At 66.3% G+C, this 15,482-nt stretch carries 14 protein-coding genes; 4 read left to right on the top strand and 10 right to left on the bottom strand.

Going from position 1 to position 15,482, the window contains the following annotated elements; all coding sequences use genetic code 11:
* Position 1 precedes the first annotated feature (1 nt).
* The 3 genes from U1E69_RS02720 to U1E69_RS02710 all read left to right on the top strand — a co-directional run bounded on the left by U1E69_RS02720 (position 2) and on the right by U1E69_RS02710 (position 3,149).
* Positions 2 to 1,774, top strand: coding sequence for an ABC transporter ATP-binding protein (locus tag U1E69_RS02720; protein ID WP_322242640.1), 1,773 nt, complete (start codon positions 2 to 4; stop codon positions 1,772 to 1,774).
* Positions 1,775 to 1,813: 39 nt separating this feature from the next.
* Entirely contained in the window at positions 1,814 to 2,569 is a 756-nt protein-coding gene (locus tag U1E69_RS02715; protein ID WP_322242637.1) for a folate-binding protein, read from the top strand.
* Positions 2,570 to 2,822: 253 nt separating this feature from the next.
* Complete coding sequence (locus U1E69_RS02710; protein ID WP_322242634.1) at positions 2,823 to 3,149, top strand: DUF6280 family protein; 327 nt, start codon at positions 2,823 to 2,825, stop codon at positions 3,147 to 3,149.
* A 66-nt stretch (positions 3,150 to 3,215) separates the two neighbouring features.
* Here U1E69_RS02710 and U1E69_RS02705 read toward each other — a convergent pair whose 3' ends face one another.
* The 4 genes from U1E69_RS02705 to U1E69_RS02690 form a co-directional block, all read right to left on the bottom strand.
* Positions 3,216 to 4,145: a hypothetical protein gene (locus tag U1E69_RS02705; RefSeq protein WP_322242632.1), complete on the bottom strand. Its 930-nt coding sequence runs from the start codon at positions 4,143 to 4,145 to the stop codon at positions 3,216 to 3,218.
* 96 nt (positions 4,146 to 4,241) lie between these two features.
* Positions 4,242 to 5,615, bottom strand: coding sequence for a TolC family outer membrane protein (locus U1E69_RS02700; protein WP_322242629.1), 1,374 nt, complete (start codon positions 5,613 to 5,615; stop codon positions 4,242 to 4,244).
* A 98-nt stretch (positions 5,616 to 5,713) separates the two neighbouring features.
* On the bottom strand, positions 5,714 to 6,367 hold the full coding sequence (locus U1E69_RS02695) for a protein-L-isoaspartate O-methyltransferase (protein ID WP_322242627.1): 654 nt from the start codon (positions 6,365 to 6,367) through the stop codon (positions 5,714 to 5,716).
* A 114-nt stretch (positions 6,368 to 6,481) separates the two neighbouring features.
* On the bottom strand, positions 6,482 to 7,447 hold the full coding sequence (locus U1E69_RS02690; RefSeq protein WP_322242624.1) for a hypothetical protein: 966 nt from the start codon (positions 7,445 to 7,447) through the stop codon (positions 6,482 to 6,484).
* Positions 7,448 to 7,597: 150 nt separating this feature from the next.
* On the opposite strand from U1E69_RS02690, the gene U1E69_RS02685 reads away from it, so the two are divergent.
* On the top strand, positions 7,598 to 7,780 hold the full coding sequence (locus tag U1E69_RS02685; RefSeq protein WP_322242622.1) for a hypothetical protein: 183 nt from the start codon (positions 7,598 to 7,600) through the stop codon (positions 7,778 to 7,780).
* A 3-nt stretch (positions 7,781 to 7,783) separates the two neighbouring features.
* On the opposite strand, the gene U1E69_RS02680 is transcribed toward U1E69_RS02685, so the two are convergent.
* The 6 genes from U1E69_RS02680 to U1E69_RS02655 all read right to left on the bottom strand — a co-directional run.
* Positions 7,784 to 9,145 (bottom strand): phosphomannomutase, encoded by a 1,362-nt coding sequence (locus U1E69_RS02680; protein WP_416200250.1) that lies wholly within the window; start codon positions 9,143 to 9,145, stop codon positions 7,784 to 7,786.
* 4 nt (positions 9,146 to 9,149) lie between these two features.
* Positions 9,150 to 10,022 (bottom strand): dimethyl sulfoxide reductase anchor subunit family protein, encoded by an 873-nt coding sequence (locus tag U1E69_RS02675; RefSeq protein WP_322242617.1) that lies wholly within the window; start codon positions 10,020 to 10,022, stop codon positions 9,150 to 9,152.
* 1 nt (position 10,023) lies between these two features.
* Entirely contained in the window at positions 10,024 to 10,752 is a 729-nt protein-coding gene (locus U1E69_RS02670; protein WP_322242615.1) for a 4Fe-4S dicluster domain-containing protein, read from the bottom strand.
* The gene (locus U1E69_RS02665; RefSeq protein WP_322242613.1) at positions 10,749 to 13,601 is read right to left on the bottom strand and encodes a molybdopterin-dependent oxidoreductase; all 2,853 of its coding nucleotides are present in this window, start codon (positions 13,599 to 13,601) and stop codon (positions 10,749 to 10,751) included. Before U1E69_RS02665 ends, U1E69_RS02670 begins: the two co-directional genes overlap by 4 nt.
* On the bottom strand, positions 13,598 to 14,698 hold the full coding sequence (locus U1E69_RS02660; protein ID WP_322242610.1) for an acetate kinase: 1,101 nt from the start codon (positions 14,696 to 14,698) through the stop codon (positions 13,598 to 13,600). The genes U1E69_RS02665 and U1E69_RS02660 overlap by 4 nt, the downstream gene beginning before the upstream one ends.
* On the bottom strand, positions 14,698 to 15,482 hold a 785-nt coding region (locus tag U1E69_RS02655), incomplete at its 5' end, for a sulfite exporter TauE/SafE family protein (protein ID WP_322242608.1). The genes U1E69_RS02660 and U1E69_RS02655, both read right to left, overlap by 1 nt.

Raw genomic sequence — 15,482 nt, 5'->3', positions numbered from 1 at the left:
CATGCACGACGAAAGCCACGCCCCGGACACCGACCGTCCCTATTCCTCGCGCGAGCTTTTCCGGCGCTATTTCGGCCTGTATCTGCGGCCACATCTCACCCTGATCGTCGTGACCTTCCTGATCATGATGGTCGAGGGGTCAACGCTGGGCCTTTTGTCCTACATGCTGAAGCCCCTGTTCGACGTGGTCTTCGCCGAAGGTGGCTCGGGCCTGTTGATCTGGGTGGGCCTGGCAATCCTGGGCCTGTTCGTGCTGCGCGCGATCACCTCGGTCCTGGGGCGCTGGCTTCTGACGCGGGTGAACCAGCACGCCGCCGGGGCGATGCAGGTCGATCTGGTGCGCCACCTGCTGACGCTGGACGCAAGCTTTTATCAGGAACATTCGCCCGGCAAACTGATCGAAAGGGTGCAGGGCGACACGATGGCCGCACAAGGGGCTGCGGTCCTGGTGATCGGCGGGATCGGGCGCGATGTCGTCTCGCTGATCGGTCTCTTCATGGTGGCGATCTGGATTGATCCCTACTGGACGGTCGCCGCGATGGTCGGCGCGCCTTTGCTGCTTGTCCCCGCCTACCTGTTGCGCCGCTACCTGCGGCGCAAGGCGATGCTGACGCGCGAACAGTCCGGCCTGCGCGCAACCCGGCTGGACGAGATCTTTCACGGCATCCAGTCGGTCAAGCTGAACCGGATGGAGGCGTATCAGACCTCACGCTTCCAGCGGATCATCGACACCATCGTCCGCGCCGAAGTGAAGACCGCGCTTGGCCGGGCGGCAATGCCCGCACTGGTTGATGTGATCACCGGCCTTGGGTTTTTCGCGGTCCTGATGCTGGGCGGCGCCGAGGTGGCCAGCGGCGAGCGGACGACGGGCGAGTTCATGTCCTTCTTCACGGCGATGGCGCTGACCTTCCAGCCGATCCGCCGTCTCAGCGATCTGGCGGGCCAATGGCAGGTGGCCGAGGCCAGCCTGGAGCGGGTCTTCTCCCTGTTTGACACGGAACCCTCCGGCACGCGTCCGGCGAAAAGCCGGGCCTTGCCCGCCCCCGGCGCGCCCGAGATCCGGTTCGAGAACGTCACCTTCACCTACCCCGACCGTCCGGTGCTGGATCGTCTCAGCTTCACGGCCGAGGCTGGCAAGGTGACCGCGCTGGTCGGGTCCTCGGGTGCCGGAAAGACCACGGTGTTCCAGCTGATCTCGGCCCTGATCGAGCCGCAGTCGGGCCGCATCCTGATCGGCGGCGTGGATGTGCAGGACCTGTCCCTGTTCGACCAGCGCGCGCTTCTGGCCGCCGTGTCGCAGGACGCCGCGCTGTTTGACGAAACCTTGCGGGAAAACCTGCTTCTGGGCCGCGACGACCGCGACCCGGAGCGTCTGGCACAAGTGCTGGACGATGCCGAGGCCTCGGGCTTCGTCGGGTCGATGCCGCTTGGTCTTGACACCCAGGTCGGCACGCGGGGGTCGGCCCTGTCTGGCGGGCAGCGGCAACGCGTGGCGATCGCCCGGGCGCTGCTGGCCGATGCGCCAGTCCTGCTTCTGGACGAGGCGACCTCGGCCCTGGACACCCGGACCGAGGCTGCCGTCTCGGCGGCCCTGTCGCGCGCCCAGAAGAACCGGACCACACTGGTCATCGCGCACCGGCTGTCCACCGTGATGGGCGCCGACAAGATCATCGTGCTGGACCGGGGCCGTCTGATCGAGGAAGGCACTCACGACCAGCTGATGGCCCGCCGTGGGCTTTACGCCCAGCTGCAAGAGGCACAACTGCGTGACTGAGGCTTACACCCGGCAGGCCCTGCCTTTAGACTGCCCGACATGACCCACACCGAACGCACCCTCTGGACGCTGACCGGCACGGACGCCCTGACCTTCCTGCAGGGGCTGGTCTCGAACGACCTGCGGCCGTTGGAGACGGGTCCCGGCATTGTCTGGGCCGCCCTTCTGTCGCCTCAGGGCAAGTATCTGGCCGACTTCTTCGTGGTCCACCTGCCCGACGGGCCGATCCTGATCGACATCGCCACGCCGCTGGCCGCCGATACCCTGCGCCGCCTGACGCTTTACCGGCTGCGCGCCGATGTGCAGATCCAGCCTGCGTCGCTGACTGTCAGCCGCGGCCTGGGCCCTGCACCCGAACGCGCCCTGCCCGACCCGCGCCATCCGGCCCTTGGCTGGCGGCTTTACGGCACCGATGCGGCCCCCGAAGCACCAGTCGACTGGGACGCCATCCGCGTCCAGCACGTGATCCCCGAAAGCGGCATCGAACTGGTGCCGGACGACACCTACATCCTTGAGGCAGGGTTCGAGCGTCTGCAGGGCGTCGATTTCCGCAAGGGCTGCTACGTCGGCCAGGAAGTCACCGCGCGGATGAAACACAAGACCGAACTGCGCAAGGGCCTGGTCCGCGTCGCGGTCGAAGGAACGGCCCCTGTGGGCACCGAAATCCTGGCCGACGGCAAGTCTGCGGGCACGCTTTTCACCCAGTCCAACGGGAAAGCCATCGCCTATCTGCGCTTTGACCGGGCCGGACAGGTCCTTCAGGCCGGCAGCGCCAGGGTTCAGCTGGACGACTGACCGCCCGGCGGTGCTTGACCTTGCGTCCGCACGCTCAGGCAAGAAAATGTAAACCAAAGGTTGAAAGACTGTCGACCTCCCCCATATGTCGTTTTGATTGGGGGATCGAGACGACTATATACAGTGCTGCCCGGAATGGGCTATGCACTGGACGCATAGCAGTCATTCCAAAAGCGGTCAGCCCGAATCGTGACCGAACCGTTACAACCCACGAACGCCGCGAAAGACAAGAGCAAGAAAAAAGGAAAACCCGATGCGTGACACCATCGACAGCACCGCCTTCAATTTCGAGCAGGGGCAGCGTGCACGGAAACTTTTTGCCGCCGTGGTTCTGGCGGCACTGGACGACGCCATTGCCGACGACAAGAAGTATGGCAACGGACCGGACCAGATCGCCCGCTGGGCGCGTTCGCGCGACGGCCGTGAAGTGCTGTCCTGCGCCGGGATCGACCCGAACGAGCGTGTCGTGAAGGGCCTCATGGAATTCGTCTCGAAGGGCGTGCGCACTTCGGTCGCGCTCAGCCGCGAAGAATCCGAACGCCGCCACGCACAAGAGCTGGAGCAGGCCGAAGCCGCCTGATCTACTTGCCAACGGAACACCGGATGCGCGCCCTGATCGGGCGCGTTTTCATTTTTACTGAAGTGCTTAGTCCAGATCCCGCGCCATCAGCGCGCGATTGATCTCGGCCCGGACCAACTTGCGGACGTTGCGGGTGATCCGCTCGCCCAGGTCGCCCTGCAGCTCTTCCCGGATCATCTGCCGGACGATCTCTTGCAAGGCCGCTTCGTCCAGGACGGCCAGCGGCGTCCCGTCGGCATCGATGATCTCGGTCGGCATCCGCGGCGACAGGTTGTCCTGCAAAGCGGCGTCAGACAGGTCTTCGGCCGTATCGGCATCCGGGACCGCATCGCCGTGATCGACCGCCTCTTCAGGCTGCGTCGTCTCGGACCAGGCTTCCGTCGGTTGGTGCACGTCATCCACTGGCAAGGACTGCTCGGCACTACCCCCGTGCAAGGGTGCATTGGCACCGGCCGGTTCCGAGTCGTCGTCTTCCGAAGGCAGATGGGTGGTCCGGCTTTCGGTACGGCGCAAAAGTGGTGCAATCGGGATCAGGACCGCCTGCTGGGGTTCAGCCTCGACCGAGGTGGCCTTATCGTCGTAAGTGTCGCCCGCCAAGACGGCCAGCGGTTCATCTGCTTGGCCGTCGGCAACCAGCACTTCGGCGTCTTCGACGCCAAGGGCCACTTCCCCCAGCGCAGCAGTCGCTTCGGGCGCAACCCAGATTTCGTCTTCCCACTCGGCTTCGATCAACGGGACGGCGTCATCCACCAGCGGCTCTGCCCCTTCAGTTGCCACGGGCTGGGCTTCAGGACTCACCGGGTCCTCGACCATTTTCCCAAGAACCAACGGGGCAAGCGGGCTGATTTCCGAGACCACGCGCAGGGCCGGGGTCAGAAGCAGACGGTCGGCCCCAAGATCACGGCTTAGGCGACGCGGCGACAGCTCGTTCGACACAAGCCGCCTGACCGAGGAAACAACATCCTCAATCTCCTCCGAGCTTAAAGGTCCCGCCATCAGGAGCATCCGCTTGCTTGCGTTTCCTTGAATGTCAATTTAGCGCGCCAAGCCCAAGCAAGGCAACAGAAAACCTGGACTGTCGCTGCAAGCGGATCAGTCGCCGATCTTTTCCAGGATGCGATCCAGCTTCTTGCCCTGCGCCGAATGGGACGGAGCCTTCTCGACCGCGCCGTAATAGGCTTCGGGATCGTAGGTCGGGATGCCCAGTTGCAGGTGGTCCACGGTCAGAAGGCCCATCGTCGCCAGCACCTGATAGACCGCGACATAGCGCTGTGCCTCGGCCTCAAGCCGGGCATTGCGGGCATCCAGCAGTTCCTGCTCGGCGTCCAGCACGTCCAGCGTCGTCCGGGTCCCGGCAGCGGCCTCCTCGCGCACGCCGTCGAAGGCGGCTTGCGCCGCCCGGATCTGCAGGTCGGAGGCCTGGATCGAGGCCCCGGCAACCGCCAGGTTCGCCCAAGCCACGCCGACGTTCTGCAGCACTCCCACCGCGGTCTGCTGCAAGCCCGCCCGGGCCGAATCCTTGCCCGCCAGCGCGCGGCGCTGCAGCGAGGACAGCCGGCCACCGGCATAAAGCGTCTGGTTCATCGTCAGGCCCAGCGACTGCGACTGCTGGTCCTCGTCATCCGAGCGCAGCGTCGCGCCAAGGCCGATGGTCGGTGCGCGGCCCGCGACGGCCAGATCGACCTGCAGATCGGCCACCGTGACCTGATGCTGCGCCTGGCGGATCGACGGGTGCGTTCCCCGTGCCACGGACTGCGCCTCTTCCATCGTGCGCGGCAGGGCCGGAGCCTTCGGCAGCGGTGCCAGATTGCCCGGATAGGCACCGGTTGCGGCCTTGTAGGCCTCACGCGCAATCATCAGCTGACCCTCGGCCGCTGCCAGAGCCGCACGCGAGGCAGCCAGCCGCGCCTCGGCGATCGACACGTCCGTGCGGGTGATCTCGCCCACGTCGAAACGATCCTGTGCTGCGCGCAGTTCCTGGGTGATGAGCCGAAGGTTGCTTTGCCGCAGCGCGACGACCTCTTGCGCGAGGCGGACGTTGACATAGGACTGGACGGCAAAAAGCAGCACGTTCTGTTCGACATCGATCAGCGCCTGGCGGGTCGCCAGCACGCTTTCCCGGGCGATCTCGATCCCGATCTGACGGCGTCCGCCATCCCAGATCGTCAGCTCGGCGCTCAGCGCAAGCGAGGCGGACAGTCCTTCTGCCACGCCGGGAACGCCAGCGATGGTGACATCGGCGCGCTGCCAGGCCCCCTGCAGCGTGTAGGCCACCACCGGACGCAGCGCCGAGACCGCCTCGGCGACGCCTTCATCGGCGGCGCGCAGGACCGCTCGGTTCTGGTCCAGAAGGTTGGAGTTCCTGTAGGCGGCGATCAGGGCATCCGCCAGCGTTTCGGCCCTTGCACCTTGTGGCGTACCCAGCCCGACCAGAACCACCACCAATGACAGAAGCCATCCACGCATCTTGTCCTGCCTTGCATATGCCCGGGACAACTGGCCCATCGAGCGTTTCTGTGGTCCGCCCGGGCGTAAGGCCCAGACCGGACAGGGCCGCACCCGGCCTAAAGCGTAAAGCCCCGCGGCTTGGCAAAGCCCGGAAGCACCGGTGCCGCAGCATTGAAGATCGAGCGCCAGGTCATCTGACCCGCAGCCTTGTAGCCGATGCGGGCGGTTCCGACGGCATTCTCCATGAAGATTGCGCCGATCCGGCCGCCATCCTTCAGCTGGGAGAGGATAGGCGCAGGAATCTGTTCGACGCCACCTTCGATGGTGATCACGTCATAGGGCGCGCAATTCGCCGCCCCTTCGGCCAAGCGGCCGGTGATCGTCACGGCATTGTCGACACCCTCTTCGGACAGGATGCGCTGCGCGTCGGCAGCCAGCCCCTCATCCTCTTCCAGGGCCACGACCGTCTCGGCCAGACGGGCGATGACTGCGGCGGAATAGCCAAGCCCGCAGCCTACATCCAGCACCAGCTCGGTCGGCTGAATGTCCAGCGCGTCCAGAAGCTTGGCCAGCGTCCGCGCCTCCAGCACGACACGGCCGGGGGCAAGCGTCAGGTTCTCGCCGACATAGGCCGCCTCGCGCTTGTCGTCGGGCACGAAGGTTTCGCGCGGGACCGACAGCATCGCGTCAATGATCGGAAACTTGGTCACGTCCGAGGGGCGGACCTGAGTATCCACCATCATCACGCGGCGGCTGGCGAATTCGCTCATTCTGAACTCATCGGTCTGGTTGGCATCTGGGGTCAGTCTTGCCACAGAAGCAAGGGTGCCGCAACCGGCCTTTGGTTCGTTTTCATGCATTTGCCCGTGGCCGGACCGCGCAGGTCAGGCGTCCTGCGCCGCCCCCGAGCGCCAGCCCAAGGCGCGTTCGCCAAGCTGGCGGAAGGTGTCCGAAACCTGGGTCAGCCGCCCGCGCCATTCCGGCAGCGGCTCCTGATCCTGGGTCAGGCGCAGATGCAGCTGCAGCATGCAGGCCAGCGCGAAGGGATCGTAGAGCGCGGCCTTGACCGCCCAGCCCAAGACAAGCGCCAGAAGCACGCCCGCCCAGGGCCCCCCGGGCAAGAGTGCGGCCAATGGTGACGTGGGCGACAGCGCGGCAAAGGCGACAAGGCCCGCCAGCGCCCAGCCGACCAGCGCCAGCCAGACCGCGTTGGCCATCAGCGGCCGTGCGTTCTGCGTGTATAGCACCAGCCCGTCATGCGCCGCCTCCCAGGCATTTTCCGACCGGGTCCGCGTCGCATGGGCCAGGACGACGCCGTCCAGCAAGCCCAGCGTCAGCCTAAGCTGCGCGCCGGACCCGCGGACAAGCCGGTCAAGGGCCGAGACCGGCAGGATGTCGACCAGCAGTCCATCCACCATCCCCGTGGCCGTACGGATGACCCCGCGGACCAGAGCGTCCAGCGCGATCAGGGCCGGCGCATCGCCGAAGCGTTGGGCCACGATGCCATTGGCCAGCCCGACCTGACCGCGCCCGATCGGCAGCGGGCGGCGATCCAGCGTCTCGACCAGCGCGGCAAGATGCGGGGCGGTCACCTGATGCAACAGCCGCCCCCGCAGGAACACGACGGCAAGAGCAGCGAAGAGGAAGCCCGCGCCTCCGCCCCAAAGTGCCGCCGACGACCCAGACACTTCGCCCGAAAGATCCGCCAGTGCCTGGCCGGCCACGGCCCCCGCGCCCGCCGCAACGACCAAGCCAAGGGCGATCCCCAGATGGATCGCCACGCGCATAAGAACAAACGGCCAGGTCCGGATCATCAGACCCAGCGCCCTGAAAATGCTGAACTCCCACATGGCTCCCACCTTGCAAGCCAGGTCAGGGTGCGCCCAGCGGGCCTGCAAGACAAGCCGCCAAGACAGAAACAATCTGCTTTCGTTCTGTCACTTAGCAAAGTCTTCAGGAATCGAGTCGATGCTGGCCAGACAGAACAAAGGAGGACCATGATGGCCGCTTCCCGCCTCACACTCGCCGACGAACTCTCTGATATCCGGGCCGAGATTGCCCGCCTGCAACAGCGCGAAAGCCGCCTGCAGGCTTTGGCCGACGACATGCCGGCGATCCCGGTTTTCCGTCGCGGCTGGCCGATGATCCGCAAGCCTGCCGCGGGCAGCACCGTCTCGGCCTGACCGCTACCCTTCGATCAAGGCCTTGACGCGGGCCACGCCTTCGGCCACCAGGCCCGCGTCCCCCCGCGCCTCGACGTTCAGCCGCAACAGCGGTTCGGTGTTGGAAGCGCGCAGGTTCAGCCGCCAATCCCCGAAATCCAGGCTTAGCCCATCGGTGCGGTCGGTGCTTCGGGCCGCTGGTGCCAGCTCCGCCTCGACGCGCCTGACCACCAGGGGCAGGTCGGTGACACGGAAATTGATTTCCCCGGATGAGGGGAAGTCGCGCCGGAGCGCGCCGACCATCTCGGTCAGGCCGCGCCCGGACTGGCTGGCAAGTCGGGCCACCATCAGCCAGGGGATCATGCCGGAATCGCAGGCCATGAAGCCGCGGAAATAGTGGTGCGCGCTCATCTCGCCGCCATAGACCGCGCCCTCGCGCCGCATCGCGGCCTTGAGGAACACATGTCCGGTGGGCGCCAGAACCGACCGGCCACCGCCCTGACGGACGGCGTCCTGCACCGCCCAGATGACCCGGGGGTCATGGATGATCGTGGCACCCGGTTCGCGGACAAGATGCGCCGCCGACAGAAGCGCCACGACGTGTTCGCCATCGACGAAGCGGCCTTCGCCGTCGAACAGGAAGCAGCGGTCGAAATCACCGTCGAACGCCACCCCGAAATCCGCCCCCGCGGTCGTCACCGCCTGGGCCGTGACCGGGCGGTTTTCCGGCAGAAGCGGGTTGGGGATGCCGTTCGGAAAGCTGCCGTCAGGCGCATGATGCATCCGCACCAGGTCCAGCCGAGCGCCGCGCGCCGCCAACCCCTCGGCCAGGGCATCCAGCGTCGGCCCCGCCGCCCCGTTCCCGGCGTTCATGACCAGACGCAGCGGCCCGATCCCCTGCCCGACCAGGTCCGCCACATGCGCCACATAATCCGCGCGCACGGCAGAGCGATCCTCGCGCAGGCCGCCGGAGGCTGTCGCGAAGGCCTCGCCCCCCTCGGTCAGACTGCGAATCCGGGCGAAATCCGCGTCCGGCAGCGGCACGGCACCGCGCCCGACCAGCTTCATCCCGTTGTATTCGCGCGGATTGTGCGAGGCGGTGACGCAAATCCCGCCCCCTGCCCCCAGATGCGCGGTGGCGAAATACATCTCCTCGGTCCCGGCAAGGCCAAGGTCCAGCACCCTGACGCCCTGTGCCATCAGCCCGGCTGCCACCGCATCGGCCAACCCGGGTGAGCTTTCCCGGCAATCGCGCGCCAGCACCACGGCATCGGCCCCGGTCACGACCGCGTAGGCCCGGGCGATCCGGTGGGCGATGGTTTCGGTCAGGTCCGTCCCGAGACGGCCGCGAATGTCATAGGCCTTGAACGCGCTCATGGGCGGCAAAGGATCATTCCCGCGCGCCGTAGTAAAGCCCCACGACATGCTCGGCTTCCGCGAAGAACAGCCAGCGGGCAGCAAGTGCCCCGGCCAGATGCACCACCGCGGCCAGGCCGATACCCCATATGCCCAGCGGCAAAAGTAGGATCAGGGCTGGAACGACAGAGGCCAGCCCCAATGCGATCTTGCGCAGCTTGGCCGCATGTTTGCGCCCCACCACGAAGATCATCTCGCGCTTCAGGTAGTTTCCCGCTGTATGCGCGGGGTCCAGGACCGAGGGCACACCCAACTGGTCAAGGCCCGTCGCCGTCCCCATCGTCTGCCCGGCCCGCGCGAAGGCCCTGTCTCCAACGCGCCAGACCGCCCAGAGCACGGCCCCCACGGCCAGCAACAGCAGCGGTGCGATTCGGGTGCCGGACAGCATCGCCCCGCCCGCCAGCGCAAAGCCAAGGAACATCACCGGTGTCAGCCAGTGGTGCCAGCGCGGAACGGCCTTGATCTGGGTGTAGATCATCGCGGTGGTGAAGACTGTCACAAGGGCCAGCACGCCCCCCGCCTGCCCCAGGACACGGGGCAGTCCCAGCCCGAAGATGTCGGCCAAAGCCTGCGGGGCAAGCAGGAGCAGCGTCGCGACCGAGGCCCAGGCCTCGCGGCTCAGCCAGCTGGTCCGCCACTGCGAGAACGCCTTCAGCGCGTTCTTCGGGTTGCCAAGGTGGAAGGTCGCGGCCATCAGGCCCCCGACTGCCAGCCCGTAGCCCAGCGCCCAAAGGACGAAGGCAGCCCAGCCCGAGGGGCTTAGCGCCCCCCAGCCAAGGAAGGCAAGGAAGCCGAAACCCAGACCCGAAAGGGTGGAAAACAGGATGACCGACGGTGCGGGATGCATCTCAGATCTTCCCCAGCATCCGGTCCAGCCAGCCGGCGATCCCGGTGGCCTTGATGTCCAGCAACGGCGCGAGCGGGCTGGCCGCCCCCGGCCCCTTCTTGCGCGGCGGCAGGTATTTGTTGGTGGGCTTCGTCCCCATGTCCGGCATCAGGTCATATCCGCCCCGCGCCGCCACCAGCTGCGACACGGCACTCTCCGGGTCGGCCAGATCGCCGAAGTGGCGGGCATTGGTCGGGCAGGTGCGGACGCAGGCGGGCTCGCGGTCCTCCTCGGGCAGGGTCTCGTTGTAGATCCGGTCGACGCAAAGCGTGCATTTCTTCATCACCCCCTGGTCGGCATCCATCTCGCGCGCGCCGTAGGGGCAGGCCCAGGCGCAAAGGCCGCAGCCGATGCAGGCGTCTTCGTTCACCAGCACGATGCCGTCCTCGGCGCGCTTGTAGCTGGCCCCGGTCGGGCAGACCGTGACACACGGGGCGTTGTCGCAGTGAAGGCACGAGCGCGGGAAGGTGACGACCTGCGCGGGCGCGTCTGGCACCGCGACCTGATAAGAGTGGACCCGGTTCAGGAAGGTCCCCGAGGGGGCGGCACCGTAAGGGTCCTGATCCGACAGCCCGATCCCGGCATCGTTCCAACCCTTGCAGGCGGTGACGCAGGCCTGACAGCCGACGCAGGTGTCAAGGTCAATCACCAACCCGAGGCGTTTTTCGGTGGTTCCCGGCAAGGCTGTCATCGCTCGACCTCCGCCAGGCCCAAAAGTTTTCGAAGACTTTTGGCGAAATTCTTCGAGGAATTCTGGTCCCGGCCCCCACCGATGCGCGGTGGGTCGGGGAGTTTCTCGAACATCGGCTCTACCGTTCCGCGTGGGTGATCTTCTGCCGCCACCCGCTCCACTCGCACCCGCTGGTCAAACCAGGCCGCCTGCCCCGTCACGGGGTCGGAGTTTGACAGTCGAACGCCATCGCGACCCGGCAGCAATTCCGAAATCAGGTGGTTCAGCAGGAACCCCGTCGTCGCTTCGGGCGCGCCTTCGTCCAGCGCCCAGGCGCCCTTGCGCTTGCCGATGGCATTCCAGGTCCAGATGGTGTTTTCGTTCAGCGCGGCCATGTGGGCCACAGGCACCACAATCGTCCCAGCGCGGGACGACACCCGCGCCCAGTCGCCCTGATGAAACCCCTGCGCGTCCCAGATCTTCGTCGGCAGATAAAGGTAGTTCCGCCCCTTGATCTGCCGCAGCCAGGCGTTCTGGCTGCCCCAGCTATGATATTGGTCCATCGGCCTTTGAGTCAGCGCATGGACCGGATAGCCGAAGGCGGCATCCTCGTCGCCGAAAGGCGCGTACCAGATCGGCAGGGGGTGCATCGCCTGTTTCAGCCGGTCGCGCAGGTGGTCGGGCGGCTGACGGGGACCGAAGCCCTCGGCGGCCAGCTGGAAGCGGCGCAAGGGTTCCGACCAGATGTTGAAGAGGTAGGGCTGCGGGGATTCGTAGAGTCCCAGCTTCACCGCCCAGTCCTGATAGGCGGCATTCCAGGGTTTGAAGAAACTGGCCTCGGCGGGGACATGGGCCTGATAGAAGGCCCCGTTCTCGATATAGCGCTGCATCTGTTCGGGGTTCGGCGCGCCCCGGCCTTCCGCCTCGCCATTGCCCCGGAAACCCATCAGCGGACCGACACCGGGGCGGCGCTGATGGTTCACGATGTAATCGGCGTAGTCCTTGAACTTCGGGCTGCCATCTTCGGTCACCATCCCCGGCAGGCCGAGCCTTGCGCCAAGGTCCAAGAGCACCGACTGAAAGCACCGCACCTCACGGTCCGGTTCCAGCACCGGCCAGCGGATCGCATCGCCAGCCGCGTCGGGTTCACTGATCGGGCGGTCCAAGAGCGAAATGCAGTCGTGGCGTTCCAGATAGGTCGTGTCCGGCAGGATCAGGTCGGCATAGGCCACCATCTCGCTGGCATAGGCGTCGGAATAGATGATCCGGGGGATGACGTAGTCGTCGCCGTCCTTCTCGGTCAGCATCTCCATCACGCGGGCGGAGTTCATCGACGAATTCCACGCCATGTTCGCCATATAAAGGAACAGCGTGTCGATCCGGTAGGGGTCCCCGGCATGGGCGTTGGGGATGACCATGTGCATCATCCCATGCGCCGAGAACGGGTTCTCCCAGCTGAACGCCTTGTCGATCCGCGCGGGGCTTCCGTCGGGCAAGAGGCACAGGTCGTCGGGCGAGCGGACATAGCCCAGATGCGGACCGGTCAGGGGCTTGCCGGGGGTGGTGACGAAGTGGGGCGTCGGGTGGGCTTCGACGGGCTTGGGGTACGGCGGTTTCAGCCGGTAGCCGCCGGGGGTCTCCAACGACCCGAGGATGATCTGCAGAAGATGCAGTGCCCGCGCCGTCTGGAATCCGTTGGAATGGGCTGAAATCCCCCGCATCGCGTGGAAGCTGACCGGGCGGCCGGGCATGTTTGCATGGTGATTGCCCCGGAAGTCGGTCCAGGGCTGGTCCAGCGTGATCGCCTGCTCGAACGCTACCTCAGCCAGTTCCGCCGCCAAGGCCCGGATGCGGCCCGCCGTCACCCCGCATCGCGCCTCCACCGCTTCGGGCGCATAGTCCGGCTTCAGATATTCCTCGACCATGTGGCGAAAGACGGTGCGGTTGCCCTGCCACTCGGCCCCAAGGTCTGGCTGCACGCCCTTGCCATCCCAGGGCGCAGGGTGGCCCGAGGTCTTGTCGATCACGAAGGGCTGGCTTTCGGCGTTGCGCGCGAAAAGGCCTTTCTCGGCCCCCTCCGCCTCGGTCACCAGCAGGGGAGCGTTGGTCCATTGCGCCAGGTAGTCGAGGTCGACCTTCCCGGCCTCCAAGAGGCAGTGGATCAGCGACAGGATCAAAAGCCCATCGGTCCCGGGCGTGATCCCGATCCAGTCGTCGGCCACCGCCGAATAGCCGGTCCGCACCGGGTTGACGCTGATCACCCGCGCGCCGCGCGCCTTCAGCTTGCCGATACCGATCTTGATCGGGTTGCTGTCGTGATCCTCGGCCACCCCGAACATCACGAACAGCTTCGTGCGGTCCCAATCCGGCTGGCCGAATTCCCAGAACGCACCGCCGATGGTGTAGATGCCCCCCGCCGCCATGTTGACGCTGCAAAAGCCGCCGTGGGCCGCATAGTTCGGCGTCCCAAAGTTCTGCGCCCACCAGCCGGTCAAGCTTTGGCTCTGGTCGCGGCCGGTGAAGAAGGCCAACTTCTCCGGCGCGGTCTCGCGCAAGGGTTTCATCCAGGCCACCGCCGTCGACAGCGCCTCTTCCCAGCTGATCTCCTCGAACGCACCCGAGCCTCGCGGCCCGACCCGCCGCAGCGGGGCCTTCAGGCGTGACGGCGCGGTCACCTGCATGATCCCCGACGCGCCCTTGGCGCAAAGGACACCCTTGTTGATCGGATGGTCCCGGTTGCCGTCGATGTAAGAGACCTTGCCCGACTTCAGATGCACATTGATCCCGCAGCGGCAGGCGCACATGTAGCAGGTGGTCTGGCGGACCTCGTCGCCGACCTCTCTCTGAGTCTCCGCCCTCGGCTGGTTCACGCGCCCTCCCCGGCCCTTGGGCCTCGCGCCTCGCCAGACATGACGGCCTGCGCCTCAAGGGCAATCTGGCGTTCTTCATCGGCGGGCACAACAAGGATAACGACACTGGATGTCGCATCATGCAGGGTGGTTTCGTTCCGGGCATTGCGGTCAGGGTCGGAAGAAACTCCCAAATAGCCAAGCCCGGACAGGATTTCCTTCCGCATCCAGGAATCGTTTTCGCCGATGCCGCCAGTGAAGACCACGGCATCAAGGCCCCCCATCGCGGCGACCATCGACCCTGCGTGCCGAACCGCCCAATAGGCGAAGTGGTCCAGCGCAAACCGCGCCTCGGGCGTCCCCGCCGCATGCAGTGCGCGCAGGTCGCTTGCGCCGCCAAGACCCAAGAGACCGCTCTCGCGGTTCAGGATACGCCCCGCGCCGGTGATCCCGTGCAGTTCCGCCAGCCGCAGAACGGCGTTGCCGTCGATCCCGCCGGCCCGCGTTCCCATCGTCAGCCCGTCCAGCGGAGAATAGCCCATCGTCGTTGCAACCGAACGCCCGTTCACAATCGCCGCAAGTGAGCAACCGTTGCCCAGATGGCAGGCCAGCATCCGTGCTGGCAGCGGTCCCCGTGTCGCAAGAACCCGCACAAGCGCGGCATAGCTGATTCCGTGAAAGCCATAGCGGCGCAGTCCCCGGTCGCGTTCGGACTTCGGCAAGGCGTAGCTGACGGCAACCTCGGGGTTCGTCGCGTGGAAGGCGGTGTCGAAGGCCGCATATTGCGGCAGGTCAGAGGCCAAGGCGGCAACTGCCTGAAGGCCAACAAGATTTGCCGGATTGTGCAGGGGGGCGAGTGGCACGCACGCCTCGATCTGACGCAGGACAGCGGCTGTAACCCGGCAGGTCGCCGTCAGCCCAGACCCGCCATGCACAACGCGATGCGCCGCAGCCGTCAGCCTGGAAACCGCAACACCGGCTTGGGCCAGCCCCTCGGCCATCGCCGCGGCGTGGCCGTCGGGTCCGATCTCGCCGACAAAGGCTTTGGCGACCTCTCGTTCACCTTCGAAGACCTTCAACTTCAGCGAAGATGAACCAGCGTTCACGATCAGCCACATCAGATCAGCGCCTTCCCAAGCCCCAGGGCCGCGAGACCGGCAAGCAGAACGATGGCAAAGCGGCGGAACTCTTGCGGGTCCGTGCCGAAGAAGTGCCGCCCGCCCAAGCTATTGCCCAAGAGCGTCACGGGAAGCGCGATCAATGCGGCCCAAAGGGTATCCCAGGTGACCAGCCCCGCCAGCCAGTAGAGCGGCGCGGAATAAAGGTCCAAGAGCGGAAAGTAGGCGATCAGCGTGGCGCGGAAAACCGCCGCCGGCATCGGCTGTGCCGCGAAGAATGCGGCCACCGGCAGCCCCCCCATGCCGGGGGCATTGGCGAGACCAGAGATCACCCCGGCCACCCCGTTCGGCGCGCCCTTGACCTCGGCCGCCAGCCGCCACCCGACCAGCAGCACGACGCACATCAGCAGCACATAGCCCGAGACGACCGCGCGCGCCGTGTCCTCGCTGACGCCGGTCAGGATCCACAGACCCAGTGGCAGGCCGATCGCCGCGCCGCCCAGAAGCCAGCCGACGCGCTTCCAGTCCACATCGGGACCGGCCCCCCTGGCGTGCTGCAGGGACATCACCGTTTCCAGAATGACCACAACCGCGACGAAGTTCAGCGGATTGGTCACAAGGCTGGAGGCCGCAATCAGCAGGGCCGAAAAGACAAAGACGGAATAGCCCCGCACTAAACCGGCCAACAGACACTCGACCGCCAGCCACACCAGCGCCAGCGGTCCCAGGTCACAGGGCATCAGACGACCTGCGGCCGCATGTCGGCCATCGAGATCCCCGCGAC

The sequence above is a fragment of the Tabrizicola sp. genome, assembly GCF_034366665.1.
In the GTDB taxonomy this organism is placed as follows: Bacteria; Pseudomonadota; Alphaproteobacteria; order Rhodobacterales; family Rhodobacteraceae; genus Tabrizicola.
Note: the sequence above shows the minus strand (reverse complement) of the source record. Positions and strands in the feature narration are given on the sequence as shown.

Excerpts from the sequence above, each read along its gene's own strand:
- U1E69_RS02720 (WP_322242640.1), top strand. The coding sequence starts at position 2 with ATGCACGACGAAAGCCACGCCCCGGACACCGACCGTCCCTATTCCTCG.
- U1E69_RS02715 (WP_322242637.1), top strand. The coding sequence starts at position 1,814 with ATGACCCACACCGAACGCACCCTCTGGACGCTGACCGGCACGGACGCC.
- U1E69_RS02710 (WP_322242634.1), top strand. The coding sequence starts at position 2,823 with ATGCGTGACACCATCGACAGCACCGCCTTCAATTTCGAGCAGGGGCAG.
- U1E69_RS02705 (WP_322242632.1), bottom strand. The coding sequence starts at position 4,145 with ATGGCGGGACCTTTAAGCTCGGAGGAGATTGAGGATGTTGTTTCCTCG.
- U1E69_RS02700 (WP_322242629.1), bottom strand. The coding sequence starts at position 5,615 with ATGCGTGGATGGCTTCTGTCATTGGTGGTGGTTCTGGTCGGGCTGGGT.
- U1E69_RS02695 (WP_322242627.1), bottom strand. The coding sequence starts at position 6,367 with ATGAGCGAATTCGCCAGCCGCCGCGTGATGATGGTGGATACTCAGGTC.
- U1E69_RS02690 (WP_322242624.1), bottom strand. The coding sequence starts at position 7,447 with ATGTGGGAGTTCAGCATTTTCAGGGCGCTGGGTCTGATGATCCGGACC.
- U1E69_RS02685 (WP_322242622.1), top strand. The coding sequence starts at position 7,598 with ATGGCCGCTTCCCGCCTCACACTCGCCGACGAACTCTCTGATATCCGG.
- U1E69_RS02675 (WP_322242617.1), bottom strand. The coding sequence starts at position 10,022 with ATGCATCCCGCACCGTCGGTCATCCTGTTTTCCACCCTTTCGGGTCTG.
- U1E69_RS02670 (WP_322242615.1), bottom strand. The coding sequence starts at position 10,752 with ATGACAGCCTTGCCGGGAACCACCGAAAAACGCCTCGGGTTGGTGATT.
- U1E69_RS02660 (WP_322242610.1), bottom strand. The coding sequence starts at position 14,698 with ATGTGGCTGATCGTGAACGCTGGTTCATCTTCGCTGAAGTTGAAGGTC.